The organism is Kocuria himachalensis, from assembly GCF_054784195.1.
The window spans coordinates 12,283-36,307 of record NZ_BAAGPL010000013.1 but is presented as its reverse complement, the minus strand read 5'-3'; the positions used below and the strand labels follow the sequence as shown (position 1 = coordinate 36,307).

Here is a 24,025-nt window from a genome sequence, read left to right as displayed (position 1 = left end):
ATGACCTGGTTGATCGCCAGCCCGACGGAGGCGATGAGCAGGGCCCGCACCAGCACTCCGGCGCGGGTGGCCGTCAGCGCGCGACCCCGGTGCGGGGAGCGCCCGCCCGCGGAGAACGCCAGGCTCAGCCCTGCCAGCAGGGCGAACAGCGCCGCGGCGCGCCCGCCGAACAGGGTCCACTGCAGGGTGGGCTCGAAGGTCTCGGGGTCGTGGACGGGCAGGATGTGGACCGCGATCATGCCGATCAGCGCCAGGCCGTGGGCCGCGTCCACGGCGATGAGGCCGGGTCGGGGAACCCGGTTCGGCGGCGGTCCCGAATCCCCCGGGGGCCCTTGGCGACCCCAGGGGCCGGACCCGCTCCTGTCCACTTCAGGAGGAGGCGTTGTCGCACGTCACATTGGGTTTGATGCTCCTTCGGGGCGCCGCGCGGACGTGGTGGGGGCGGGCTCCGGGGCTCTTGGAGATCGGCGGCGCCGGGCGCATCATGGACACGAGGCATCAGCGGCATCTCACGAGGACTGGTTCCCATGGCGGGTGTGCATTCCCGGGGCGGTTTGCGGAGCAGCGCGCTGTGGGCCGACGCCCTCGGCCGGGCCTCCGTCCGCGCCGGGCAGATGATCGTCCTGCTCGCCGCGGCGGTGATCGTCGTCTACGCCCTCATCCGGCTCAAGCTCCTCGTCATCCCGTTGATGATCGCCCTCATCCTGGCGGCGGCGCTCCACCCGGTCGTCCGGCACCTGCAACGGCACGGCGTGCGCGGTTCGCCGGCCACCTGGATCACCTTCCTCGCGGCGGTGCTCGTGCTCGGCGGTGTGGTCACCGGCATCGTCTTCGCCGTCCGCAGCGAGTGGGACGAGCTGGTGACGGCAGGGGTGGCCGGGCTGGAACGGCTGCGGGCCTTCCTGGTGTCGGGGCCGTTCCCGATCGGCCAGCAGGCCCTCGACGACGGCCTCACCTCCATGGTGGCGTTCGCCTCCGGCAGCCAGTTCCGCGTCGGGGCGCTGCTGGGGATCTCTGCCGCCGCGGAGGTCTTCACGGGGGTCCTGCTCGTGGCGGTCGTCCTCTTCTACTTCCTCAAGGACGGCGGGAGGATGTGGGAGTTCTTCCTGCGCCCCTTCCGGGGGGAGCACCGGGAGAAGCTGGTGCGCTCGGGGACCACCACCCTGCAGGTCCTCGGCAACTACGTCCGCGGGACCGCGGTGGTCGCCCTCCTCGAAGCAGTCGTCATCGGGGTGACGCTGCTGATCCTGCGGGTGCCGCTGGCCCTGCCGCTGGCGGTCCTCATCTTCCTGGGCGGGTTCGTGCCGATCGTGGGCGCCGCGCTGATCGGCGTGCTGGCGGCCCTGGTGGCGCTGGTGGCCAACGGGCCCGTGGTCGCGCTGGTCGTGATCGCGGTCGTGGTGGCCATCAACCAGCTCGACGGCAGGGTGCTCCAGCCGATCGTGATGGGCAAGGCCCTGAGTCTGCACCCGCTGGTGGTGCTCCTGGCCCTCGCCGGCGGCGGCATCCTCGCCGGGATCGTCGGAGCCGTCCTGGCGGTGCCGCTGACGGCCGTCGCGTGGTCCGTCCTGCTGATCTGGTACGAGGGACCCGCCCAGCCGGTCCTGTCCGCTCCGGGGGGCGTCCCGTCGCGGCAGGTCGCCCCGTCGGACCCCGCCGGTCACGGGTCCGGTGTTACGAATGGGTAACCGATACCCACGGTTTCTGTTTTCTCTGGCGTGTCCGACCAGGAGGCACGTCCGGACAACATAAGTTTCATGTTGGGCGCGACGGACGGTGATCTCCGTCACGTCGGGCCCGGAGCCCCGTGCTCCACGACGTGCGAGCCCCGTGCTCGCCCCGGCGCGGCCCCGTCCCCCTCGGACTGCAAACCCAGCACTCCTGGCGGGCCCGTATCGACCCATGGAGGAAACGATGAGAACGAAGCGGATCGCGGGCACGTCAGTGGTGCTCACCGGAGCGTTGCTGCTCACCGCGTGCGGCGGGGGCGGCGGCGGAGAAGGCGGCGGAGACGCCGCGGCCGACGGCGGGGGCACCTTCAGCGTGTACATCGGCGAGCCCGAGAACCCGCTGCTCCCCGGCAACACCGGTGAGACCGAGGGCGGCCAGGTCGTCGACGCGCTGTGGACCGGCCTGGTCGAGTACGACCGGGAGTCCAACGAGGCCGTCTACACCGGCGTCGCGGAGTCGATCGAGTCCGACGACCAGACGACGTGGACGGTCAACCTCAAGGACGGCTGGACGTTCCACGACGGGTCCCCGGTGACCGCGCAGAGCTACGTGGACTCGTGGAACTACGTGGCCAACAGCGAGAACGCGCAGGGCAACTCCTACTTCTTCTCCAACGTCGAGGGCTACGACGCCCTGCAGGGCAAGGAGGGCGCGAGCCCCGCGGCCACGGAGATGTCCGGCCTGCGCGTCGTCGACGACCAGACCTTCGAGGTCACCCTGAGCGAGCCCTACGCGCAGTGGCCGACCACCGTCGGCTACACCGCGTTCTTCCCGATGCCGGAGGCGTTCTTCGAGGACCCCGAGGGCTTCGGCGAGCAGCCGATCGGCAACGGCCCCTTCAAGGCGGACGAGGCCTTCCAGGAGGGACAGGGCATCACGCTCACCCGCTACGAGGAGTTCGGCGGCGACGAGCCGGCCAAGGCCGCGGGCGTGGAGTTCCGGGTCTACACCGAGATCAACACCGCCTACAACGACCTCCAGGCCGGTTCGCTCGACGTGGTCGACCAGATCCCGCCGGACGCCATCGGCTCCGCCGAGGACCAGTTCGGCGAGCGGTTCAAGACCACCCCGCGCGGCGACATCACCGCGCTCGGCTTCCCGACCTACGACAAGCGCTTCGCCGACCCGGAGGTCCGGCGGGCCTTCTCCATGGCGATCGACCGGCAGGCCATCACCGACGCGATCTTCCAGGGCGCCCGCACCCCGGCCGCGTCCTTCGTCTCGCCCGTGATCGACGGCCACCGCGAGGACGCCTGCGACGTGTGCGAGCCGAACGTGGAAGAGGCCAAGCGGATGCTCGACGAGGCCGGCTTCGACAAGTCCGAGCCCGTGGACCTGTGGTTCAACGCCGGCGCCGGCCACGAGGAGTGGATGCAGGCCGTCGGCAACCAGCTCCGCGAGAACCTGGGCGTCGAGTACCAGCTGCGCGGCGACCTCCAGTTCGCCGAGTACCTGCCCAAGCAGGACGAGAAGGGCATGACCGGACCGTTCCGCTCCGGCTGGATCATGGACTACCCCGTCATGGAGAACATGCTCGGCCCGACCTACTCCACCGCGGCCCTGCCGCCGGCCGGGTCGAACGTGACGTTCTACTCGAACGAGGAGTTCGACGCCAAGCTGAAGGAGGGCAACGCCGCCGACTCGATCGACGCCGCGATCCAGGCCTACCAGGAGGCCGAGGACATCCTCGTGGCCGACATGCCGGCCACTCCGCTGTTCTTCGGGCTGGTGCAGTACGCCCACTCGGAAAAGGTGGGCGAGGTCTACGTCAACAGCTTCGGCCGCGTCGAGGTCGAGGACGTCGTCGTCACCTCGGAGTGATCCGACCCTGATCCGGGGCGCCCCGCACGGGGCGCCCCGGGTCCCACTGTCCGCGCAACACCTCCGCACACACAAGGAGTCCCATGGGGCGGTACGTCCTTCGCCGTCTGCTGCTGACCGTTCCGGTGCTGCTGGGCGCGTCCCTGCTCATCTTCTCGATGGTCTACGCGCTGCCCGGCGATCCCATCCGGGCGCTGGCCGGTGACCGGCCGCTGTCCGAGGCCGTGCAGGCGCAGCTGCGCGCCGAGTACAACCTCGACGACCCGCTGCTGATCCAGTACGCCAAGTACCTCGGCGGCCTGGTGCAGGGCGACTTCGGCACCGACTTCTCGGGCCGTCCCGTCCTCGACACGATCGTGGACCGGCTGCCGGTGACGGCCCGGCTGGCCCTGGTCGCCGTGGGCTTCGAGATCCTCATCGGCATCCTCGCCGGCGTCCTGGCGGGCCTGCGTCGCGGCTCCTTCTTCGACAACTTCGTGCTGGTCTCGACCACGGTGGTCGTGTCCATCCCGGTGTTCGTGCTCGGCTTCCTCGCCCAGTACGTCTTCGGCGTGCGGCTCGGCTGGTTCCCCATCGCCGGGATCTCGGACGGCTGGTACAGCTACGTCCTCCCCGGCTTCGTGCTCGCGGCGCTGTCGCTCGCCTACGTGGCGCGGCTGACCCGCACGAGCCTCGCGGAGAACCTGCAGAGCGACTACGTGCGCACGGCGCGCGCCAAGGGCCTCAGCGAGGTGTCCGTGGTCGGCAAGCACACCCTGCGCAACAGCCTCATCCCGGTCGTCACCTTCATCGGCGCCGACCTCGGCGCCCTCATGGGCGGGGCCATCGTCACCGAGTCGGTGTTCAACGTCCCCGGCCTGGGCCGGGCGGTCTACGACGCGGTGCTGCGGCAGGAGGGCGCCGTCGTCGTCGGGATCGTCACCCTCTTCGTCTTCTTCTACATCTTCTTCAACCTGGTGGTCGACGTTCTCTACGCCGCCCTCGACCCGAGGATCCGCTATGAATGAGCCGCGTCCGGAGACCGTCCGCGAGGAGCGCGGCGTCCACCACGAGTCCTTCTCCGACCGAGTGGACGACCGCGCCGACGAGATCGCGTCCGCGGCGGCCGCCGGGGACATCGAGCAGGTCAGCCTGTGGCGGGACGCCTGGCGGGGCCTGCTCCGCAACCCCTTCTTCCTGGCGGGGGCCCTGCTCTTCGTCGTGTTCGCGGTGATGGCCCTCGCCCCGCAGGCGTTCACCTCGGTGGACCCGCGGGCCTGCAGCCTCGACCGCTCCGGAGACGGGCCGCAGGCCGGGGCGCCGTTCGGCTACGACGTCCAGGGCTGCGACTACTACTCCAACGTGGTGCACGGCGCCCGCATCTCCCTGGCCATCGGCTTCCTCGCCGTCCTGGGCACCCTGGCCATCGGCGTGGTGGTGGGCGCGCTCGCCGGCTACTACGGCGGCTGGCTCGACTCGCTCCTCGCCCGGGTCACCGACATCTTCTACGGCCTGCCGCTGATCCTGGGCGCCATCATCCTGCTCTCCGTGCTGCCCGAGCGCGGGGTGCTCGAGGTCTCCCTCGCGCTGATCGCGTTCGGCTGGATGACGGCCATGCGCCTGGTGCGCTCCAACGTGATCGGGGTCAAGGAGGCCGACTACGTCCAGGCGGCGCGGGCGCTGGGCGCGGGGACCGGCCGGATCCTCACCAAGCACATCCTGCCCAACGCGGTGGCCCCCGTCCTGGTCTACTCCACCATCGCGGTGGGCACGATCATCGCCTCCGAGGCGACGCTCACCTTCCTGGGCGTGGGCCTCCAGCTGCCCGAGATCTCCTGGGGGCTGCAGATCAACGCGGCGCAGAACAGGCTGCGCGACGCCCCGCACCTGATCCTCTTCCCGTCGCTGTTCCTGTCCCTGACCGTGCTCTCGTTCATCCTCATGGGCGACGCGCTGCGCGACGCCCTCGACCCGAAGTTGCGCCGATGACCCCCTCCTCCGTCCCCGCTCCCGCCCCCGCCCCCGTGCCCGCGCCGCCGGACAGCGCGGCGGCCCCCGTGCTCGAGGTCGACGACCTCGCGGTGGAGTTCCGCTCCCGGCGGCGCACCGTCCGGGCCGTCAACGGGATCAGCTACTCCGTCCGGGCCGGCGAGACCCTCGCGATCGTCGGGGAGTCGGGCTCCGGCAAGAGCGTCAGCGCCCAGGCCGTGATGGGCATCCTCGACACCCCGCCCGCCCGCATCACGCAGGGGGAGATCCGCTTCCACGGCGAGGACCTGCTGGGCATGAGCCGCAAGGACCAGCGGGCGGTGCGGGGACCGGGCATCGCCATGGTCTTCCAGGACGCCCTCTCCGCGCTGAACCCGGTCTTCTCCGTGGGGGACCAGATCGGCGAGCCGTTCCGCGCCCACCGGGGCGCCTCCCGGCAGGAGGCGAGGGCCCGGGCGATCGAGCTCATGGAGCGCGTGGGGATCCCCGCGGCCCGGGAGCGCGTGGGCGACTTCCCGCACCAGTTCTCCGGCGGGATGCGCCAGCGCGTGATGATCGCGATGGCCATCGCCCTGGACCCGGACATCCTCATCGCGGACGAGCCGACCACCGCGCTCGACGTCACCGTCCAGGCCCAGATCATGGACCTGCTCACCGAGCTCCGCACGGAGACCGGGATGGGCGTCATCCTCATCACCCACGACCTGGGGGTGGTCAACGAGGTGGCCGACCGGGTCGCGGTGATGTACGCGGGGAGCATCGTCGAGAACGGCACGGTCGACGAGGTGCTCGCGGAGCCCCTACACCCCTACACCCGGGGGCTGATGTCCTCGATGCCCAGCCTCGAGTCCCAGGGCGAGCGGCTCCTGCCCATCGCCGGGACGCCGCCGGACCTCTCCGCCATCCCCGGCGGCTGCGCGTTCCACCCGCGCTGCCCGATGGCGCGGTTCGGGCGGACGGCGGCGCCGGGCAAGGACTGCGCGGCGGACGTGCCGGTGCTGCGCGAGGTCGTGCCGGGCCGGACGGCCGCGTGCCACTACAGCGAGGAGCTCGAGCATGAGTGACCCCCAGCCGACGACGACGGACACGCCCCTCCTGGAGCTGCGCGAGCTCACCAAGCACTTCCCCCTCACCCAGGGGGTCGTGCTGCGGCGGACCGTGGGCCAGGTCCAGGCGGTGGACGGCGTGAGCATGATCCTCGGCCCGGGGGAGACCCTGGGGCTCGTGGGGGAGTCCGGCTCCGGCAAGTCCACCGTGGCGAAGCTCATCATGGCGCTGCAGCAGCCCACGGCCGGCCAGGTCCTGTACAAGGGCCGGGACGTGGCCGCGATGTCCTCGCGGCAGCTGCGGGAGTACCGCCGCAATGTGCAGATCATCTTCCAGGACCCGTACTCGTCCCTCAACCCGCGCATGACGGTGGGGGACATCGTGGCCGAGGCCTGGGAGGTGCACCCCAACACGGTGGCGCGGCAGGACCGCGCGGCCACGGTCCGGGAGCTGCTGGAGCGCGTGGGGCTGCGGCCCGACTACGCCAACCGCTACCCGCACCAGTTCTCCGGGGGCCAGCGGCAGCGCATCGGGATCGCGCGGGCCCTGGCGCTGCGCCCGGAGGTGATCGTCTGCGACGAGCCGGTCTCGGCACTCGACGTCTCCGTCCAGGCGCAGGTCATCAATCTGCTGCAGGACCTGCAGGACGAGTTCGGCCTGTCCTTCCTCTTCATCGCCCACGACCTCTCGGTGGTGCGCCACCTCAGCGACCGGGTCGCGGTGATGTACCTCGGGAAGGTGGTGGAGACGGGCGACCGGGACGCGATCTACCACCGGGCCGCCCACCCGTACACGCAGGCCCTGCTCTCCGCGGTGCCGGTGCACGAGCCCGCCCTGCGCGGGGGGCGCGAGCGGATCATGCTCAGCGGGGACCTGCCCAGCCCCGCGAACCCGCCCTCCGGGTGCCGGTTCCGCACCCGCTGCTGGAAGGCGCAGGACGTGTGCGCCGAGAAGGTGCCGGAGCTCGTCGACCGCGGCCAGGGGCACCCCTCGGCCTGCCACTTCGCCGAGAGCAGGGACCTCGTGCCCGGCCCGGCGTAGCCGCGGCCGGCGGGGTCGGCCGCGGGGCCGCTCAGGGCTCACTGTGCGCCGGGACCGCCGGGACCACCGCCGGTGAGCGGCCCGGCCGAGTCCGGGAACGCCGCGCGGGCCCACAGCCGCATCACGGCGTAGCTGCGCCACGGGCTCCAGGCCGACGCCATGGCGGCCGCGCCGGACGTCCCGGCCGCCCCGAGCACGCGGCGCAGGACCAGGTCCTGGGGCAGGAAGACGTCGGGGTCGCCCAGGACGCGCATCGAGATGGACCCCGCCGTCCACGGGCCGACGCCCGGCAGGGCGAGCAGACGCTCGCGCAGCAGCGCCGCGCCCTCCCCGGCCGGCGTGCCGTCCCGTCCCGGCGGGGCGTCGAGGACGAGCCCGTCCCGGACCGCCACGGCGAGCGCGTGGAGGGTCGCGGCCCTGCGGGCGGTGACGCCCACGTCCCGCTGCAGCCGGGCGGGGTCCGTCCCGGCGATCCGCTGGGCCGACGGAAAGGCGATGGCGCCTCCGGCCACGGGGGTGCCGTGGTGGCGGACCAGGCGCCCGGCGAAGGTGCGCGCCGCGGCGAGGGAGACCTGCTGCCCGAGCACGGTCAGGACCGCCGTCTCGAAGCCGTCCGGTGCACCGGGCAGCCGGATCAGGGGCCAGGCGCGCACGTCGGGGGCGAGCGAGGGGTCGGCCGCCAGGGCGCGGTCCGCCGCGGGGGACTCCGTGCCCTCGCCGAGCCAGCGGCGCACCCGATCCAGCACGGGTGCCAGGGCGTCCGCCGCCCCGGGCCCGACGCGCACCGGGAGACCGGCGGGCGTCAGACCGTTCCAGTCGACGGTCACGGTGCGCGCCGCTCCGTCCACGACCACGGGGCGCCGGTGGGCGCCGCCCGCGAGGTCGTCGCACCCGGGCACGGCCTGGGACGCCAGGAAGGCCCGGAGGAACCCGGGGGACGCCGGCGGCGGGAGCAGGACGTCCACGGCACCTGCGGATCCGTCGTCGTGCATGCAGGGCTCCCGGTGGTCGAGGGGCGGACGTGCCGGCCCCAGCCTGTCCCGGGGGCGGCCGCGTGTCCAGGCAGAAAGTTCGGCGGCCGCCCTGTGCAGATTGTTCAACAATCATTAGACTGGCCCGAAAGTGACCGCGGCCACGTCCTGGGTGGCCGGTGCCGTGCTCCGGCGCAGGTCGCACCCGTACCGAGGAGGCCGCATGTCCAGCTCCGCCCCCGTCCCACCCGTCCCGGAGGCCCGCAGCCCCGTCAGCAGCCCTGCGGCGATGCGAGCCGTGAACCGCTCCGCCCTGCTGGGCGCCCTCTTCCTGATGGCCACCAGCGCCATCGGCCCCGGCTTCATCACCCAGACCGCGAACTTCACGGTGCAGCTGGGCGCAGCCTTCGCGTTCGCCATCGTCATCTCGATCGTCGTCGACATCGCGGTGCAGCTGAACGTGTGGCGGATCATCGGCGTCTCCGGGCTCAAGGCGCACGAGCTCGGCAACCGCGTGCTGCCGGGCCTCGGCTGGTTCATCGCCGCGCTCGTGGCCACCGGCGGGCTCGTCTTCAACATCGGCAACACCGCCGGCGGCGGGCTCGGCCTGGACGCGCTGCTGGGTCTCGACCCCACGTGGGGTGGCATCCTCACGGCGCTGATCGCCGTGGGCGTGTTCGTCAGCAAGCGCGCGGGCGTCGCCCTGGACCGCATCGTGGTGGTCCTCGGCGTGCTCATGATCCTCGTGACGGGCTACGTCGCGTTCGTCTCGCGGCCTCCGGTGGGAGAGGCGCTGCGCAACGTGGTGCTGCCCGAGACCGTGGACTTCCTGATCATCACGACCCTCATCGGCGGGACCGTGGGCGGGTACATCACCTACGCGGGCGCCCACCGCATCGTCGACGCCGGGATCACCGGCGTGGAGAGCGTCAAACAGATCTCCCGCAGCTCCGTGATGAGCATCGTGCTCACCGGGGTCATGCGCTTCCTGCTGTTCCTGGCGATCCTCGGCGTGGTCGCCGGCGGCGCCCAGCTCACGGGCGAGAACCTCGCCGCCCAGGCGTTCCGCTCCGCCGCCGGGGAGGTCGGCCTGCGCCTGTTCGGGATCATCCTGTGGGCCGCGTCCATCTCCTCGGTCATCGGCGCCGCCTACACCTCGGTGTCCTTCCTGACGACCTCCCGGACGAAGCCCCGCACCCGGAACCTGATGACCGTCGCGTTCATCCTGGTCTCGGCCACCGTGTTCGTCCTCCTGGGGCAGGCGCCCTCCACGCTGCTCATCGTGGCGGGAGCCGTGAACGGGCTGATCCTCCCGCTGGGCTTCGCGGTGCTGCTGTGGGTGGCCTGGCGCCGGCGGGACCTGCTGGGCGGCTACGAGTACCCGAAGTGGCTCGCGCTGATCGGCACCGTGGTGTGGCTGCTCACCATCTTCCTGGGCTACCAGTCCCTCAGCGGCATCGCCGCGCTGTGGGCGTGAGCGCGGTGGGAGCGGTGGACGCGCAGTCCCGGCAGCACCGGGCCGCCCTGGCCCCGGGCGCCGCCAGGGCGATGTTCCGCAGCGGCCTGGTCACGCCCACGTCGGGCTGGTGCGACGGCTTCGCGCAGGCCAACCTGATCGTCGTCCCGCGGGACTGGGCCTTCGACGTCCTGCTCTTCGCCCAGCGCAACCCCAAGCCGTGCCCGGTGCTGGGCGTGCTCGAGGCCGGCGAGGTGACCGGGCCGCTGCTGGGCGGGGGCGACGTCCGCACCGACGTCCCGCTCTACACCGTCTATCGGGACGGCGAGGCGGCGGGCACCCGCACCGACCTGCTGGACGTGTGGCGCGAGGACCTCGTGACCTTCGCCCTCGGCTGCAGCTTCACCTTCGAGGCGGCCCTGCAGGAGGCCGGGATCCCGGTCGCCCACATCGAGCAGGGCGTCAACGTCCCGATGTACCGCACGAACGTCCCCTGCGCACCCGCCGGGCGGCTGTCCGGGCCGCTGGTCGTGTCCATGCGGCCGATCCCCGCGTCCCGGGTGGCCGACGCGGTGCGCATCACCTCCCGCTATCCCGCGGTGCACGGCGCCCCGGTGCACGTGGGGGCGCCCGGGGAGCTGGGCATCCGGGACCTCGCGGCCCCCCACTACGGGGACGCGGTGCAGATCCCGGACGGCCACGTCCCCGTGTTCTGGGCCTGCGGAGTGACGCCGCAGGCGGCGGTGCTCGAGTCCGGGGTGCCGTTCGCCCTCGGGCACGCCCCGGGCCGCATGCTGGTCACGGACCTGCCCAACTGGCAGTACCAGGTGCCCTGACTGCGGCCGGCGCCGGGCCCTCCAGGACGTCGAGCAGCTGCCGCCGGGAGGCCTCCAGGTAGTCGTGCATCTCCACGGCCGCCTCCTCCCGCCGGCCCTCCTCGAAGAGCTCGAGGATCCGGGCGTTGCGCTCGATCCAGGGCGCGTGGAAGGACGGGTCCTGCCGCATGGAGTAGAACACGAGCCGCATCTCCGCGAGGGTCCGGGACATCAGCTCGTCCTGGCGGGCCGAGCCGGCCAGCTCCACGACGCCGCGGTGGAACCGCTGGTTCGCGTCGGCCATGCCGGGGACGTCCTGGCGGCGGTGGGCGGCGCGGCCGTCCTCGACGGCGGCGTGCAGGCCCGGCTGCGGGGCCGGCTCCGACCAGCGCAGCGCCGAGGTCTCCAGCGCGAGCCGCACCCGGTGGATCTCCCGCACGTCGTCCGCGCCGGGCCGGGCCACCGAGACGCCGCGGTTGGGCACCCGGACGAGCAGGTTCTCCCCGACCAGGATGGTGAACGCCTCGCGCAGCGTGTTGCGGGAGACCCGCAGCGCCTCGCTGACCCGGGTCTCCGAGAGCCGGGCCCCGGGCGGCAGCCGGCCGGCGACGACAGCCTGGCGCAGCACGTCCACGGCCCACGGGATGGCCTCGCCCTGCGGGGCGGGCCCGGCCTGCGCGACGGCCGTCATCAGGAACTCGTTCTCCACGGTGTTCATCAATCCCCCATCCTGGCATCCCGGCGTCCCCGGGTCGTGCGGCGGCGCCCTGGTGGCCGGTCCGGGCCGTCCTCTAGGCTTTCAGGACGTCCGTCCCACTCCCTGGAGGCTTCGATGCAGAAGACCGGTGCAGCACTCGCCACGGCGGCCCTCCTGACAGTGACCGCGTGCGGGGGAGGGGAGTCCGGCGGCGGAGTGGCCCAGGACGGCGAGCTGACCACGGTCCGCGTGGGCGTCATCGCGAGCACCGACGTGGCGCCCCTCTACCTGGGGATCGAGCAGGGCTTCTTCGAGGAGGAGGGCCTGGAGCTCGACATCACCCAGGCCCAGGGCGGGGCGGCCATCGTCCCGTCCGTGGTCAGCGGGGAGATGGACTTCGGCTTCAGCAACGTGACGTCGCTGATCGTCGCCCGATCCCAGGGGCTGCCGCTGCAGATCATCGCCAACGCCAACAACTCCACCGGCGTCCAGGGCGAGGACTTCGCCGACGTCCTGGTGCGCGCGGACAGCGACATCCAGGACGCCGCGGACCTGGAGGGCAGGACCGTGGGGGTGAACACCCTGAACAACATCAGCGACACCACCATCCGCGCCGCCATCGAGGCCCAGGGCGGGGACCCCGGCGACGTCGACTTCGTCGAGATCCCGCTGCCCGACATGCCGGCGGCCCTGGACCGGGGCGAGGTGGACGCGATCGGCTCGATCGAACCGTTCCGGACCATCGCCATGCAGGACGGGGCGCGCTCGGCGGTCTCCAACTACGCGTTCCCGATCGAGAACCTGACGGTGGCCGTGTACTTCACCACCGAGGACGCGGTCGCCCAGGAGCCCGAGACCGTCGAGGCGTTCCAGGCCGCCATCGAGAGGTCGCTGCAGTTCGCCCAGGACAACCCCGACGAGGTCCGCGCCGTCCTGCCCAGCTACACGCAGCTCGACGAGGAGCTGATCGACCAGCTCGTCCTGCCCGCCTACCCCACGGAGGTGAACCGGCAGTCCGTGCAGGAGCTCGCGGACCTCGCCGTCCAGCACGGACTCATCGAGGAGGCCCCGCCCCTGGAGGAGCTGCTCCCCGAGTGACCGGAGGGCCCGTGGTGGAGCCCGTTCAGGAGAGGCGGGCGAGCACCTGGTCGGCGGTCACCGCGTCCCCCGGTCGCACCGCGAGCTCCCGGACCGTCCCGGCCCGCGGCGCGGACACCCGGGTCTCGGTCTTCATGGCCTCCAGCACGGCGACGTCCTGGCCCGCCTCCACGGTGTCCTGCTCGGACACCAGCCACGAGACGAGCGTGCCCGGGAAGGGCGCGGTGACGGCGCCGTCGTCGGCGGGCTCCGCCCCCGCGGGGGAGGCCTCCCCCGCGGGGGCGGAGCTCAGGGCCGCGGCGAGGGCGTCGGGGATGCCGATGCTCACGCGCCGCCCGTCCACGTCCACGGTGAAGCGGGTGCGGCCCGGCTCGTCCGCGCGGGCGTAGCCGGCGTCCGGGGCGAGCCGACCGGCGAACTCGTCCTCGATCCACGTGGTCCACACCCCCAGCCCCTCGTCCCCGGTGAAGGCGGGGTCGTCCAGCACGGCGCGGTGGAACGGGATCGTGGTGACCACCCCGTGCACCCGCAGCTCGCGCAGGGCGGTGCGGGCCCGCACGAGCGCCTGCGCGCGGGTGGGCGCGCTGACGACGAGCTTGAGCAGCAGCGAGTCGAAGGTCGTGGCCACCCGGGTGCCGCGGTGCACCCCCGAGTCCACGCGCACGCCCGGGCCGGTCGGGGTGTCGACGGCCTCGACCGTGCCCCCCGAGGGCAGGAAGCCGCGGCCGGGGTCCTCGGCGTTGATCCGGAACTCGAACGCGTGCCCGCGCGGGGCCGGGGTCTCGAGCACCGGCAACGGGTCCCCGGCGGCCACGGACAGCTGGGCACGGACCAGGTCCACGCCGTAGACCTCCTCCGTGATCGGGTGCTCCACCTGCAGCCGGGTGTTGACCTCCAGGAAGGAGATCAGCCCGTCCTGGGCCACGAGGAACTCGGCGGTGCCCACCCCCACGTACCCGGCCTCCCGGAAGATGCCCTCGGCGGCGGCGGCGATCCGCTCGCGCTGCCCGTCCGTGAGGAACGGCGCGGGGGCCTCCTCGACGAGCTTCTGGTGGCGGCGCTGCAGGGAGCAGTCCCGGGTCCCGAGCACGACGACGTGGCCGTGGGCGTCGGCCACGACCTGCGCCTCCACGTGCCGCGGGCGGTCCAGGAAGCGCTCCACGAAGCACTCGCCGCGGCCGAACGCGCTCTGCGCCTCGCGGGCGGCCGAGAGGAAGGCGTCCTCGACCTGGTCGAGCGCCCGGACCACGCGCATGCCGCGGCCGCCGCCGCCGTGGGCGGCCTTCACGATCACCGGCAGGCCGTGCTCCTGCGCGAAGGCGCGGGCGTCCTCCGGCGACTCGACCGGGCCGTCGCTGCCGGGCACGAGCGGGGCGCCGGCGCGCCGGGCGATCTCCCGGGCGGCGACCTTGTCCCCCAGCAGCAGGATCGTCTCCGGGGAGGGGCCGATCCAGGTGAGGCCGGCCTCGATCACCGCCCGGGCGAAGCCGGCGTTCTCGGAGAGGAACCCGTAGCCGGGGTGCACGGCGTCGGCGCCGCACCGGAGCGCGATCGCGAGGACCTCGTCCCCGTCCAGGTAGGTCTCGGCGGCCGAGGTGCCCTCCAGGGCGTACGCCTCGTCGGCCAGCAGGACGTGCGGGGCGTCGGCGTCGGGGTCGGCGTAGACGGCCACGGACTCGAGGCCGGCCTCGGCGCAGGCGTGGACGACGCGGACGGCGATCTCCCCGCGGTTGGCGATCAGGATCTTGTGCACGGTGCTACTCCTGGGAGGTGTCGGTGGCGGTCTCTGGAGAAGTCTCTGGAGAAGTCGAGGCGGAGGTCTCCGTGGAGGACTCGGTGGCGGTGCTGACGGGGGCCGGGCGATCCGTGCCGCCGGCGGCGGTGTCTCCCGGGCTCGGCGCGCCGAGCCCGGGCGCCGCCGGCACGGGCGAGAAGCGCAGGCGCCCGCCGGGGCGCAGCTGGGCGAGCACGGCGAGGTCCTCCGGGTGGACCACGCCGAGCACGGGGTAGCCGCCGGTGGTGGGCCCGTCCTGCAGCAGGACGACCGGCAGACCCGAGGGCGGGATCTGGACGCAGCCGGGCACGGTGCCCTCGCTGGGCAGCTCGTCCGTGCGAACCCGCGCCAGCGGCTCGCCGGACAGCCGGGCGCCCACGCGGTCGGAGGAGGTGGCAAGCTCCCACTCCTGCGCGAAGGCTGATGCCACCGCGGTGGGGGCGAACCAGTCGTCGCGGGGGCCCGGGACCACGCGGACCGTGGACACCGCGGGCGGGGCGGGCACCGGCTCGGGGAGCCGGACGGCGGTGCCCGGGTCCGGTCCGACCGGCAGGGCCTCGCCGGCGGTCAACGGGTCCGGTCCCAGCCCCGCGAGGGTGTCCGCGGAGCGGCTGCCCAGCACCGGCGGGACCGCGACGCCGCCCCGGACGCCCACGTAGATCCGTGCCCCGGCCGTCACGGTGCCGATCACCAGCCGTTCGCCGTCGCGCAGGGCGAAGGGGGTGCCGAGCGGGGGCCGCCACGGGGCCGGGCCTGTGACCGTCAGCGCCGCCCGCGCGCCGGTGACCGCCAGGACGTGCTCCCCGTGGGCGGTCAGCTCGAGCCCGCCGAGCAGGTTCTCCAGCACCGCGGCCCCCGGGCCGTTGCCCACGAGCCGGTTGGCCGATCCGGCCGCGGCGGCGTCGAGCGCGCCCGAGGGGGAGACGCCCAGCGCGGCGGAGCCCGACCGCCCGCCGTCCTGGACGAGGGTCTGCAGCCCGGGGGCCCCGACCCTCAGATGGGGTCCCCGCACCGGCGCGGGCTCGGCGGCGGCCGGGGTGATCTCCACGAGGTCGCGCACGGGCCGGTAGCGCACCCGGTCCCCGGGGCGCAGCAGGGCGGGGTCGTCGCGGTCGAGGTCGAACATCCGGGCCGCGGACCGCCCGATGAGCTGCCAGCCGCCGGGGGAGCTGCGGGGGTAGACGGCGGAGAACCGGCCGGCCAGGGCCACCGACCCGGCGGGGACGGCGGTGCGCGGTGTGTCCCGGCGCGGGACGTCCAGGCCGTCCTCACCCGCGCAGTAGAAGAAGCCGGGGGCGAAGCCGGCGAAGGCGGCGGTCCACGCCTGCTCGGAGTGGGCCCGGACCACCCCGTCCGCGCCGAGGCCGGTGAGCTCGCCGACCGTCGCGAGGTCCTCGCCGTCGTAGACCACGTCGATGGTCACGGTGCGGGCCCCGCCCGCAGCGGCGCGCCCGCGGGGGGCGGCCCGGGCGGCGCGGAGGATGTCCCGCAGCGCCGCGGTGGTGCTCGCGCGCACGACCACGGTCTCCGCGCCGGCCACGCAGTCCACGAGCCCGGGCAGGTCGGCGGCGGCGAGCCGGGCGCGCACCGCCACGGCGTCGTGCAGGTCGGCGCACTCGACCAGCGCCGCGCGCGGGCCGAGCGGCCGGACCCGGCGGGGCCCGGCAGGGTCCGGCGCGCTCACAGGAAGCTGCCGACCCGCAGGCCGGCCTCCTCGAGGGCGTGGCGCACGCGCTCGGCGATGGCCAGCGCTCCCGGGGTGTCCCCGTGCACGCAGATGCTCTCGGCGTCCACCGCCACGAGGGAGCCGTCGACGGCCTCGACGACGCCCTCGACGACCATCCGCACCACGCGGGCGGCGATCTCCTCGGCGTCGTGCAGGACGGCGCCGGCCTCGGTCCGGGGCACGAGCGTGGCCTGCGGCGTGTAGCCGCGGTCGGCGAAGGCCTCACGGACCGTGCGCAGTCCGGCCGCCCGCGCCTGCCGCTCGATCTCGGAACCGGGCAGCACCAGCAGGGGCAGGGCGTCGTCGACGTCGCGCACGGCGTCGACGACGGCTCCCGCGTGCTCCTCGTGGTGGACGATCGCGTTGTACAGCGCGCCGTGCGGCTTGACGTAGCTCACCGCGGTGTCCGAGGCACGGGCCAGGGCCTGCAGGGCGCCGATCTGGTACACCAGCTGGTCGGTCAGCTCCGTCCGGGGCACGGCGATGAAGCGGCGGCCGAAGCCCTTGAGGTCGTCGTAGGAGACCTGGGCGCCCACGGCCACGCCCTGCTTGGCGGCCACGGTGCAGGTCCGGCGGGCGACCGTCGGATCCCCCGCGTGGAAGCCGCAGGCCACGTTGGCGCTGGTGACCACCTGCAGGACGGCCTCGTCGCCGGCCATGGCCCAGGCGCTGAGCGACTCGCCGCAGTCCGCGTTGAGGTCGATGTCGAAGGGGGGCATGCTGTGCTCCTTGTCACGTCGGTCCCTCCAGCATGCCCTGTGCACCCGGATTGTTCAACAATATTTGCCGTCGGGACCGGATTCCGTCCGGATCGGTGGACGCCCGGTCCCGGCCGCCGTATCTTGGCCCGCACGAGGGTGCAGCGGTGCCGCGGGCAGCACAGCGGGGCCGCGCCGCCCGCCCGCCACCACCGATGGGACAGCAGATGAGTGACAGGACCCCCCGCGCCGCGGACGACTCCCCGGGGCGCTCCGGCTCCGTCCTGGAGCACCTCAGCGAGTCGACCGTGCTCCTGGACGTCCACGGGGCGGACCGGGACGGCGTCATCCGGCAGCTCGCCGAGCTCGGCGCGCACACCGGGCGGGCCTACGACGCCGACAGCACCGTCGCGGCGGCCCTGGCCCGGGAGGAGGAGGGCTCCACCGGGGTGGGCAACGGCGTGGCCCTGCCGCACGCCAAGTCCGCCGGTGCCGAGCGGCCGATGGTCGCGTTCGCCCGCAGCCGGGAGGGCGTGGAGTGGAACGCGCTGGACGGCGAGCCCGTCCACCTGGTCTTCCTGATCTCCCTCCCCGAGGAGCGGTCCGGGGAGGAGCACCTGGAGCTGCTGGCCGAGCTCTCCGAGGCCCTGACCGAGGAGTCCTGCCGTCAGGGCCTCCTCGACGCCGGGAGCGCGTCCGAGGTGCTGGCCGTGCTGGAGGACGCGCTGGACTGACCGGCTAGTGCCGGAAGCGCCACTCGGTGCGGGAGCGGTAGGTCTCGCCCGGGCGCAGGACGGGGTCGGAGAGCTCCGGCCGGTTGGGGGAGTCCGGGTGCCGCTGGGGCTCGAGGGCCACGCCGTCGCCCTGGCGGTACCGGCGCCCCGAGCTGCCGGCGCCGTCCAGGGAGTTGCCCGTGTAGACCTGCAGGGCGGGCTGGTCCGTGAACAGCTCCACGGACCGCCCGCTCGCCGGGTGCTCCAGGAGCGCGGCCCGGCGCAGGCCTGTCCCCCGCAGGTGGTAGGAGTGGTCGATCCCGCGCACGGCCGCCGTCTGCGGGTGCTCCGCCCGCAACCGGTCCCCGATCCGGGCGGGGGCGGTGAGGTCGAACGGCGTCCCGGTCACGTCCGCCAGCCCGCCCAGCGGCAGGGAGTCCGGCCCCACGGGGAGGTACCGGTCGGCCTCAACGGTGAGCCGGTGGTCGTCGACCGTCCCCGTTCCCTCGCCGGCGAGGTTGAGGTAGAGGTGGCTGGCGGGCCCGACCACGGTGGGCGCGTCGGTGCGGGCCTCCAGGTCCAGGGTCACGACGTCGTCCGCGACGGCGTACCCGGCCCGGAGGACCACTTCGCCGGGAAAGCCCTGGTCCCCGTCCGGGCTGACCAGCTCCAGCACCAGCCGGTCCGGAGCGGCTTCCACCACCTGCCAGGTGCGGCGGTGGAAGCCGTCGGGGCCTCCGTGCAGGGTGTTGCCGCCCTCGTTGGCTGCCAGGGCCACGGTGCGCCCGTCGAGGTCGAAGCGGGCGCCGGCGATCCGGTTGGCGTACCGGCCGACCACCGCCCCGAGGAAGGCCTCCGGGAGTGCGGCGCAGGCGGCGGCGTCCGGGTGGCCCAGGGCCACGTTCGTCGTGCCCCCGGCCCGGTCGGGCAGGTGCAGGGCCTGCACGGTGGCGCCGAGGTCGAGCACGCGCAGGCGCAGCCCGCCCGGGGCGGTCAGGGTGTGGACGGTGACCTCCCGGCCGTCGGGCAGCGTGCCGAAGGACCGCGGGGCGGTCTCACCGCCCACGGGAGGCTCCGGCCGGGGACGGGGACCAGTCGGCGGTCCGGTCGCGCAGCGTGCGGTAGGCCTCCACGACCTCGGGCGTCGGCTCCGCCTCGTACTGCTGGGCGCCGGCGAGCGCCCAGGCCGGGGGCTCCTCGTCGCCCGAGAGGGCCCAGGCGGCCTGCCGGGCGGCGCCGAGGGCCACGTACTCGGCGGGGGCGGGCACGAGCACGGGCCGGCCGAGCACGGCCGGGGCGAGCCGGCGCACGGCCTCGGACTGCGCGCCGCCGCCGATCAGGAGGATCCGCTGCGCGGCGGTGCCGGTGGCCCGCTCCAGCGCGGCCACGCCGTCGGCGAGGGAGCAGAGCAGGCCCTCCACGCAGGCCCGGGCGATGTCCTCCCGACCGGTCCGCGACGACATCCCGTGGAGGGTGGCGCGGGCGTCGGGCCGGTTGGGCGTGCGCTCCCCGTCGAGGTACGGGAGCAGCGTGACGCCGCCCGCCCCGGGGCGTCCCGCGAGGGCCAGGTCGGCGAGACCGGCGTGGTCGACGCCCAGCACCCGGACCCCGAACTCCAGGATCCGCGCGGCGTTGAGGGTCGTGGCCATGGGCAGGTACCGGCCGGTGGCGTCGGCGAAACCGGTCACGAGCCCGCTGGGGTCCGCGGTGCGGGTCTCCGAGACCATGGCGGCGACCCCGGAGGTGCCGATCGACAAGGACACGTCCCCGGGGCCGAGCGTGACGCCCAGCGCGGCGGCCATGTTGTCGCCGGTGCCGGCCGCGAGCACCGCCCCCGCGGCCGTGCGGCCCATGACCTCGTGCGGCGCCGCGGCCACCTGCGGGAGCTCCAGGTCGTGGCCGAGCGCCTGCTCGACGAGGTCGTGGTTCCACGCGCCGGTGCGCGTGGAGAAGTAGCCGGTGCCCGAGGCGTCGCCGCGGTCGGTGAAGAAGGACGCCCTGTCGGCGTCGAGGTGCCACGACAGGTAGTCGTGGGGCAGCAGCACCCGGTGGGTGCGGGCGGCGTGCTCCGGCTCGTGATCCGCCATCCAGCGCAGCTTGGTGGACGTCATGGACGCGACCAGCACGCTGCCGAGCTCCTCGGCGCAGGCGGCGGGGCCGCCCATCTCCTCGACGAGCTGCCGGGCCTGCGGCGCCGAGCGGGTGTCGTTCCACAGCAGGGCGTCGCGCACCACGGCGTCGTGCCCGTCGAGGGCGACCATCCCGTGCTGCTGGCCTCCGACGGACACGGCGGCGGCCTCCGCGAGGAAGGGGCCGGCGGCGTCGTCGAGCGCGGCGAGCCAGGCCCGCGGGTCCACCTCGGTCCCCTCGGGGTGGGGGGCGCGGCGCTGCGCGAGCACCTCGCCGGTGCCGGCGTCGACGAGGAGCGCCTTGGTGGACTGGGTGGAGGAGTCGATGCCCAGGACGGTCGTGCGTGCCATGAAGGAACCTCGGTGCAGGGTCGGGACGGGGCGGCGAGGGTGCCGCGAGGAGGGTGGCGCGGGAGGCCCGGCCCGGCGCAGGGGGGACGTGCGCCGGACCGGGCCGGGACGGGGCCGGCGCCCGGGATCGGGGGATGGGTGCCGGCCCCGGGTGCCTCAGCCCCGGGCGCCCATGAGGTGCTCGACGGCGAGCTGGTGGAGGCGCACGAAGCCGTAGTTGCGCTCCGAGGGCCCCGTCAGGTCGAGGTCCTCGTAGGAGCTGCGGTCGGCGAGGAAGGCCTCCAGGTCCTCGCCCTCCGCGAGGGTCGGCTCGCCGAGCTCGAGGACGCCGGACTGCTCCATGGCCTCCTGGACCTCGGGGTCCTGGCGGAAGGCCACGGCGCGCTGCTTCAGGAGCAGGTACATCTGCATGTTCGCCGCGGCCGAGTCCCAGACGCCGTCGAGGTGCTCGGTGCGGGAGGGCTTGTAGTCGAAGTGGCGGGCGCCCTGGTAGGCCCCCGGCATGGACGGGAACCCGTTCTCCAGCAGGTCGACCGTGAAGAAGGCGCTGATCAGGTTGCCGTGGCCGAACACCAGGTCCTGGTCGTACATCGGGCCGTTCTGGCCGTTGAGGTCGATGTGGAACAGCTTCTCGCACCACAGGGCCTCGGCGAGGCCGTGCGTGTAGTTGAGCGTGGCCATCTGCTCGTGCCCGGTCTCGGGGTTCACGCCCACGACGTCCCCGTTGTCGAGCCGGTCGATGAACGCGAGCGCGTGCCCGATGGTGGGCAGGAAGATGTTGCCGCGGGGCTCGTTGGGCTTCGGCTCGATGCCGATGCGCATGTCGTAGCCCTGGGACTTGATGTACCCGGCCACGGTGTCGATGCCCTCGGCGTAGCGGTCCAGGGCGGCGTAGAGGTCCTTGGAGGAGTCGTACTCGGTGCCCTCCCGCCCGCCCCACATCACGAAGGTCGTGGCGCCGAGCTCGGCGGCGAGGTCCACGTTGCGCAGCACCTTGCGCAGGCCGTAGCGCCGGACCCGCCGGTCGTTGGACGTGAACGCACCGTCCTTGAAGATCGGCTCCGCGAAGGTGTCGGTGGTGACCATCTCGCAGACCATCCCGGTCTCGTCGATGGTCTGCTTGAGCTGCCCGATCAGCTTCTCGCGCTGCGCCTCGGTGGCGTCGAAGGGGATCAGGTCGTTGTCGTGGAAGGTGAAGCCCCAGGCGCCGAGCTCCTGGAGCCGGCGCACGGACTCGAGGGGGTCGAGGTCCGGCCGGGAGGCGGTGCCGAACTGGTCGCGGGCGGCCCAGCCCACGGTCCAGAGGCCGAAGGAGAACTTGTCCGCGGGGGACGGGGTGAGCGAGGAGGCGAGGGAGGTCGCGGGGGATGCGGAGGGCATTGGAGTTCCTTTCCCAGTTGGTTAGTTACCGTTACTTACTATAAGAGCTGGAGTACCGTGGGGAAAGACCGGCGACGAACTTTTCGTTCCGCGGGTCGGCCGGGATCCGCGTGGGACCCGGTCCCATCGGGACCAGAGGAGAGCCGTCCGTGCAGTCGAGCCACCTGCGGGAGCACAACCTCTCCACCGTGCTGCGCGCCGTCGCCGGGGCGGGGGCGCCCGTCTCGCGGGCCGCGCTCGCCAAGCTCACGGGGCTCACGAAGCCCACCGTTTCCAAGCTGGTGCAGGAGCTGCTCGAGGCGGGACTGCTCGTCGAGGGGCAGCAGGCGGCCGCGCGGGTGTCCGGGCGGCCCATGATCCCGCTGACCGTCGCCCGGGGGACCGTCCTGGGCGTGGGGCTGGAGGTCGCCGCCGACCACCTCGCGTGCCTCGTCACGGATCTCGGGGGCCGCGTCCTCCACGAGGAGTCCCGGTTCGGGGCGTTCGCCGGGGCGTCCGTGGACGAGGTCGCCTCCGTGCTGGCCGGTCTGCTCGACGCCGCCCTGTCCCCCCGGCGGGACGTGCCCGTGGCCGGGATCTGCGTCTCGGTCCCCGGCCGGCTCTCCACGGACCGCGCCACCGTGCTCTCGGCCCCCAATCTCGCCTGGCAGGACGTCCCGCTGGTCGCTCGGCTCCAGGAGCTCCCGGCGTTCCGGGGGGCGGCGCTCACCGCCGGCAACGACAGCATGCTGGCCGCGCGCACGGAGGTCCTGCGCCGGCCCGGCGCGTCCTTCCTCTTCCTGCACGGCGAGACCGGGATCGGCGGTGCCGTGGTCCTGGAGGGGCGCATCCTCCGGGGCGAGCACGGCTGGGCGGGGGAGCTGGGCCATGTCACGATCACCCCCGGCGGCGAGCTCTGCCGGTGCGGGCGGCGCGGCTGCCTGGAGGCCTACGCCAGCTACCACGCGCTGCGGGGGAGGACCGGCCTGCCGGAGGACGTCCGGATCGAGGACCTGGTCGCGGCCACGGCCGAGCGGCTGCAGAGCCGGGAAGCGGTCATGGAGATGATCGGGCGGCCCCTGGGCGTGGTGCTCGCGAACTCGATGAACGTCCTGGACCTGTCCACGGTCGTGCTCTCCGGGTACTTCGCCCCCATCGCGGCGGAGCTGGAGCCCGTGCTGCGCGAGGTCCTCGAGGCGCACGCGCTCACGGCCGAGGTGGGGCCCGTCGGGATCCAGCGCTCGGCCGCGGACGCCCACCCGGCCCTGACCGGTGCGGCCGCGACGGCGCTGGAGCCGATCTACGCCTCCCCGGCCCGCTGGATCGACCGGCACTGACCCGCACCCGCCCGGGGACGACGGCGGGGTCCGCTCGTGCGAGCGGACCCCGTCGCGGGCCGGACCGGGCCGGGCGCTCAGCTCACCGGAACGCGGGGTGGTGCTTCCACTTCGCCTCGCCGCCCGGCTGCGACCGGACCAGGGTCTCCTGCAGGGAGTCGTAGGCCGGCTTGCGCTCGTGGTCGCCCTCCATGGTCAGGGCGTCCCCGTAGCCGGGGAAGGTGTTCGGCACCCAGGAGTGCTCGTCGAGCACGCCCCACACGGTGAAGGAGTTGCAGTCCTCCACGGCCAGGCACGCCTCGAGGGCCATGCGGTACCAGTCGGCCTGCTTCTGGCGCAGCGCGTCGCTCATCCGGTCGTCCCCGTCGACCGGCCCGCGGACGTCGATCTCGGTGACCGCCGTCTCCAGGCCGAGGTCGTCGAAGCGCTGGAGGTTCTGCTGCATGCGCCCGTCGAAGCCGTACTGGAGGCCGAGGTGGGTCTGCATCCCGAAGCCGTGGACCGGCACGCCCTCTGCGAGCAGGTCCTGGATCAGCGCGTAGTAGGCGTCGGACTTCGCGTTGATGCCCTCCACGTTGTAGTCGTTGAAGAACAGCTGGGCGTTCGGGTCGGCGTCGTGGGCCCAGCGGAAGACGTCGGCGATGATGTCCGGGCCCAGCTCGCGCAGCCAGATGTTGTCCTCCGTGCGCAGGTTCCCGTTGTCGTCGAAGATCTCGTTGGCGACCTCCCACTGCTGGATGCGGCCCTCGTAGTGGCCGACCACCGTGTCGACGTGGTCCTTGAGGATGGCGCGCAGCTCCTCCGGGGTGTGGTCCCCGTTCTCGAGCCAGTCGGGGTTCTGGCTGTGCCAGAACAGGGTGTGGCCGCGCACGACCTGCCCGTTGGCCTCGGCGAAGTCGACGATGTCGTCGGCGGGGCCGAAGTCGTACACGCCCTCCTCGGGGTGGATGAACTCCCACTTCATCTGGTTCTCGGGGGTCAGGGAGCTGAACTCCCGGGCCAGGACCGAGCGGTACTCGGGGTCGGAGGGGAACGGCTCCGGGTAGTCGGCGGAGGTGTGGTGGCCTCCGCCGGCCACGGCGCTGCCGATGCGGAAGTCCTTGGGCGTGTTCCAGCGCAGGGTGTCCTGCTCGGCCAGGCCGGGCGGGCGGGTCTCGGGGGCGGCGGTCGCGGCCTGGGGGACCGCGGTGAAGCACAGGGCGGCGACGGCGGTGGCCGCTCCGGCGCGGAGGAGGGGGGCTCGTCTGCTCATGTCAGGGGTTCCTTCGTGGGGGGAGGGGGAGGGGAGGGGCG

At 73.7% G+C, this 24,025-nt stretch carries 20 protein-coding genes and 1 pseudogene; 11 read left to right on the top strand and 10 right to left on the bottom strand.

Annotated elements, in window-relative coordinates; genetic code table 11:
* Positions 1-17 precede the first annotated feature (17 nt).
* Positions 18-272 (bottom strand): annotated as a pseudogene (locus ACYVM4_RS08735) (heparan-alpha-glucosaminide N-acetyltransferase domain-containing protein); the annotation flags it as partial.
* A gap of 255 nt (positions 273-527) precedes the next feature.
* On the opposite strand from ACYVM4_RS08735, the gene ACYVM4_RS08730 reads away from it, so the two are divergent.
* The 6 genes from ACYVM4_RS08730 (at position 528) to ACYVM4_RS08705 (ending at position 7,608) form a co-directional block, all read left to right on the top strand.
* Positions 528-1,688 carry an AI-2E family transporter gene (locus ACYVM4_RS08730; protein ID WP_460668269.1) on the top strand — a complete coding sequence of 387 codons (1,161 nt, stop codon included), beginning with the start codon at positions 528-530 and terminating at the stop codon, positions 1,686-1,688.
* A gap of 226 nt (positions 1,689-1,914) precedes the next feature.
* A complete protein-coding gene (locus ACYVM4_RS08725; RefSeq protein ID WP_368822595.1) occupies positions 1,915-3,552 on the top strand; it encodes a peptide ABC transporter substrate-binding protein in 1,638 nt (545 codons plus the stop codon).
* Positions 3,553-3,635: 83 nt separating this feature from the next.
* Complete coding sequence (locus tag ACYVM4_RS08720; RefSeq protein WP_368822596.1) at positions 3,636-4,559, top strand: ABC transporter permease; 924 nt, start codon at positions 3,636-3,638, stop codon at positions 4,557-4,559.
* The gene (locus tag ACYVM4_RS08715) at positions 4,552-5,520 is read left to right on the top strand and encodes an ABC transporter permease (RefSeq protein WP_460668268.1); all 969 of its coding nucleotides are present in this window, start codon (positions 4,552-4,554) and stop codon (positions 5,518-5,520) included. The genes ACYVM4_RS08720 and ACYVM4_RS08715 overlap by 8 nt, the downstream gene beginning before the upstream one ends.
* A complete protein-coding gene (locus tag ACYVM4_RS08710) occupies positions 5,517-6,584 on the top strand; it encodes an ABC transporter ATP-binding protein (protein WP_460668267.1) in 1,068 nt (355 codons plus the stop codon). The genes ACYVM4_RS08715 and ACYVM4_RS08710 overlap by 4 nt, the downstream gene beginning before the upstream one ends.
* Positions 6,577-7,608 (top strand): ABC transporter ATP-binding protein, encoded by a 1,032-nt coding sequence (locus ACYVM4_RS08705; RefSeq protein ID WP_460668266.1) that lies wholly within the window; start codon positions 6,577-6,579, stop codon positions 7,606-7,608. The genes ACYVM4_RS08710 and ACYVM4_RS08705 overlap by 8 nt, the downstream gene beginning before the upstream one ends.
* Positions 7,609-7,646: 38 nt before the next feature.
* Here the strand turns inward: ACYVM4_RS08705 and ACYVM4_RS08700 are convergent, their stop codons facing one another.
* Positions 7,647-8,600, bottom strand: a complete 954-nt coding sequence (locus tag ACYVM4_RS08700; protein WP_460668265.1) for a DNA-3-methyladenine glycosylase family protein — start codon at positions 8,598-8,600, stop codon at positions 7,647-7,649.
* Between the two features lie 202 nt (positions 8,601-8,802).
* Between ACYVM4_RS08700 and ACYVM4_RS08695 the strand changes: the two genes are divergently transcribed.
* Both ACYVM4_RS08695 and ACYVM4_RS08690 read left to right on the top strand, forming a co-directional pair.
* Positions 8,803-10,056 (top strand): NRAMP family divalent metal transporter, encoded by a 1,254-nt coding sequence (locus ACYVM4_RS08695; RefSeq protein ID WP_460668264.1) that lies wholly within the window; start codon positions 8,803-8,805, stop codon positions 10,054-10,056.
* On the top strand, positions 10,047-10,871 hold the full coding sequence (locus tag ACYVM4_RS08690) for a putative hydro-lyase (protein WP_460668263.1): 825 nt from the start codon (positions 10,047-10,049) through the stop codon (positions 10,869-10,871). The genes ACYVM4_RS08695 and ACYVM4_RS08690 overlap by 10 nt, the downstream gene beginning before the upstream one ends.
* Here ACYVM4_RS08690 and ACYVM4_RS08685 read toward each other — a convergent pair.
* A complete protein-coding gene (locus ACYVM4_RS08685; RefSeq protein WP_460668262.1) occupies positions 10,834-11,568 on the bottom strand; it encodes a GntR family transcriptional regulator in 735 nt (244 codons plus the stop codon). The two genes, ACYVM4_RS08690 and ACYVM4_RS08685, sit on opposite strands and share 38 nt — an antisense overlap.
* A 114-nt stretch (positions 11,569-11,682) precedes the next feature.
* On the opposite strand from ACYVM4_RS08685, the gene ACYVM4_RS08680 reads away from it, so the two are divergent.
* The gene (locus ACYVM4_RS08680) at positions 11,683-12,645 is read left to right on the top strand and encodes an ABC transporter substrate-binding protein (protein WP_460668261.1); all 963 of its coding nucleotides are present in this window, start codon (positions 11,683-11,685) and stop codon (positions 12,643-12,645) included.
* A 25-nt stretch (positions 12,646-12,670) separates the two neighbouring features.
* Here ACYVM4_RS08680 and ACYVM4_RS08675 read toward each other — a convergent pair whose 3' ends face one another.
* Genes ACYVM4_RS08675 through ACYVM4_RS08665 form a run of 3 tightly spaced genes read right to left on the bottom strand, consistent with a single transcriptional unit; the run spans position 12,671 to position 16,864 of the window.
* Complete coding sequence (locus ACYVM4_RS08675; protein WP_460668260.1) at positions 12,671-14,398, bottom strand: acetyl/propionyl/methylcrotonyl-CoA carboxylase subunit alpha; 1,728 nt, start codon at positions 14,396-14,398, stop codon at positions 12,671-12,673.
* Positions 14,399-14,402: 4 nt separating this feature from the next.
* A complete protein-coding gene (locus ACYVM4_RS08670) occupies positions 14,403-16,103 on the bottom strand; it encodes a 5-oxoprolinase subunit B/C family protein (RefSeq protein ID WP_460668259.1) in 1,701 nt (566 codons plus the stop codon).
* Complete coding sequence (locus ACYVM4_RS08665) at positions 16,100-16,864, bottom strand: LamB/YcsF family protein (protein WP_460668258.1); 765 nt, start codon at positions 16,862-16,864, stop codon at positions 16,100-16,102. Before ACYVM4_RS08665 ends, ACYVM4_RS08670 begins: the two co-directional genes overlap by 4 nt.
* Before the next feature lie 206 nt (positions 16,865-17,070).
* Between ACYVM4_RS08665 and ACYVM4_RS08660 the strand changes: the two genes are divergently transcribed.
* On the top strand, positions 17,071-17,577 hold the full coding sequence (locus tag ACYVM4_RS08660) for a PTS sugar transporter subunit IIA (protein WP_368822607.1): 507 nt from the start codon (positions 17,071-17,073) through the stop codon (positions 17,575-17,577).
* Positions 17,578-17,581: 4 nt separating this feature from the next.
* Here the strand turns inward: ACYVM4_RS08660 and ACYVM4_RS08655 are convergent, their stop codons facing one another.
* The 3 genes from ACYVM4_RS08655 to xylA form a co-directional block, all read right to left on the bottom strand.
* A complete protein-coding gene (locus tag ACYVM4_RS08655) occupies positions 17,582-18,622 on the bottom strand; it encodes an aldose epimerase family protein (protein WP_460668257.1) in 1,041 nt (346 codons plus the stop codon).
* A complete protein-coding gene (gene xylB, locus ACYVM4_RS08650; protein ID WP_460668256.1) occupies positions 18,612-20,036 on the bottom strand; it encodes a xylulokinase in 1,425 nt (474 codons plus the stop codon). Before xylB ends, ACYVM4_RS08655 begins: the two co-directional genes overlap by 11 nt.
* Positions 20,037-20,192: 156 nt before the next feature.
* The gene (gene xylA, locus ACYVM4_RS08645) at positions 20,193-21,416 is read right to left on the bottom strand and encodes a xylose isomerase (protein WP_460668255.1); all 1,224 of its coding nucleotides are present in this window, start codon (positions 21,414-21,416) and stop codon (positions 20,193-20,195) included.
* 149 nt (positions 21,417-21,565) lie between these two features.
* Here xylA and ACYVM4_RS08640 point away from each other — a divergent pair, with 149 nt between their 5' ends.
* Positions 21,566-22,732, top strand: a complete 1,167-nt coding sequence (locus ACYVM4_RS08640) for an ROK family transcriptional regulator (RefSeq protein WP_368822611.1) — start codon at positions 21,566-21,568, stop codon at positions 22,730-22,732.
* Positions 22,733-22,814: 82 nt separating this feature from the next.
* Here the strand turns inward: ACYVM4_RS08640 and ACYVM4_RS08635 are convergent, their stop codons facing one another.
* Positions 22,815-23,984 carry an endo-1,4-beta-xylanase gene (locus tag ACYVM4_RS08635; protein WP_460668254.1) on the bottom strand — a complete coding sequence of 390 codons (1,170 nt, stop codon included), beginning with the start codon at positions 23,982-23,984 and terminating at the stop codon, positions 22,815-22,817.
* Positions 23,985-24,025 lie beyond the last annotated feature (41 nt).

Bases quoted from the DNA above. Each gene is read 5' to 3' on its own strand.
- ACYVM4_RS08730 (WP_460668269.1), top strand. From the start codon at position 528: ATGGCGGGTGTGCATTCCCGGGGCGGTTTGCGGAGCAGCGCGCTGTGG.
- ACYVM4_RS08725 (WP_368822595.1), top strand. From the start codon at position 1,915: ATGAGAACGAAGCGGATCGCGGGCACGTCAGTGGTGCTCACCGGAGCG.
- ACYVM4_RS08720 (WP_368822596.1), top strand. From the start codon at position 3,636: ATGGGGCGGTACGTCCTTCGCCGTCTGCTGCTGACCGTTCCGGTGCTG.
- ACYVM4_RS08715 (WP_460668268.1), top strand. From the start codon at position 4,552: ATGAATGAGCCGCGTCCGGAGACCGTCCGCGAGGAGCGCGGCGTCCAC.
- ACYVM4_RS08710 (WP_460668267.1), top strand. From the start codon at position 5,517: ATGACCCCCTCCTCCGTCCCCGCTCCCGCCCCCGCCCCCGTGCCCGCG.
- ACYVM4_RS08705 (WP_460668266.1), top strand. From the start codon at position 6,577: ATGAGTGACCCCCAGCCGACGACGACGGACACGCCCCTCCTGGAGCTG.
- ACYVM4_RS08700 (WP_460668265.1), bottom strand. From the start codon at position 8,600: ATGCACGACGACGGATCCGCAGGTGCCGTGGACGTCCTGCTCCCGCCG.
- ACYVM4_RS08695 (WP_460668264.1), top strand. From the start codon at position 8,803: ATGTCCAGCTCCGCCCCCGTCCCACCCGTCCCGGAGGCCCGCAGCCCC.
- ACYVM4_RS08685 (WP_460668262.1), bottom strand. From the start codon at position 11,568: ATGAACACCGTGGAGAACGAGTTCCTGATGACGGCCGTCGCGCAGGCC.
- ACYVM4_RS08680 (WP_460668261.1), top strand. From the start codon at position 11,683: ATGCAGAAGACCGGTGCAGCACTCGCCACGGCGGCCCTCCTGACAGTG.
- ACYVM4_RS08665 (WP_460668258.1), bottom strand. From the start codon at position 16,864: ATGCCCCCCTTCGACATCGACCTCAACGCGGACTGCGGCGAGTCGCTC.
- ACYVM4_RS08660 (WP_368822607.1), top strand. From the start codon at position 17,071: ATGAGTGACAGGACCCCCCGCGCCGCGGACGACTCCCCGGGGCGCTCC.
- xylB (WP_460668256.1), bottom strand. From the start codon at position 20,036: ATGGCACGCACGACCGTCCTGGGCATCGACTCCTCCACCCAGTCCACC.
- xylA (WP_460668255.1), bottom strand. From the start codon at position 21,416: ATGCCCTCCGCATCCCCCGCGACCTCCCTCGCCTCCTCGCTCACCCCG.
- ACYVM4_RS08635 (WP_460668254.1), bottom strand. From the start codon at position 23,984: ATGAGCAGACGAGCCCCCCTCCTCCGCGCCGGAGCGGCCACCGCCGTC.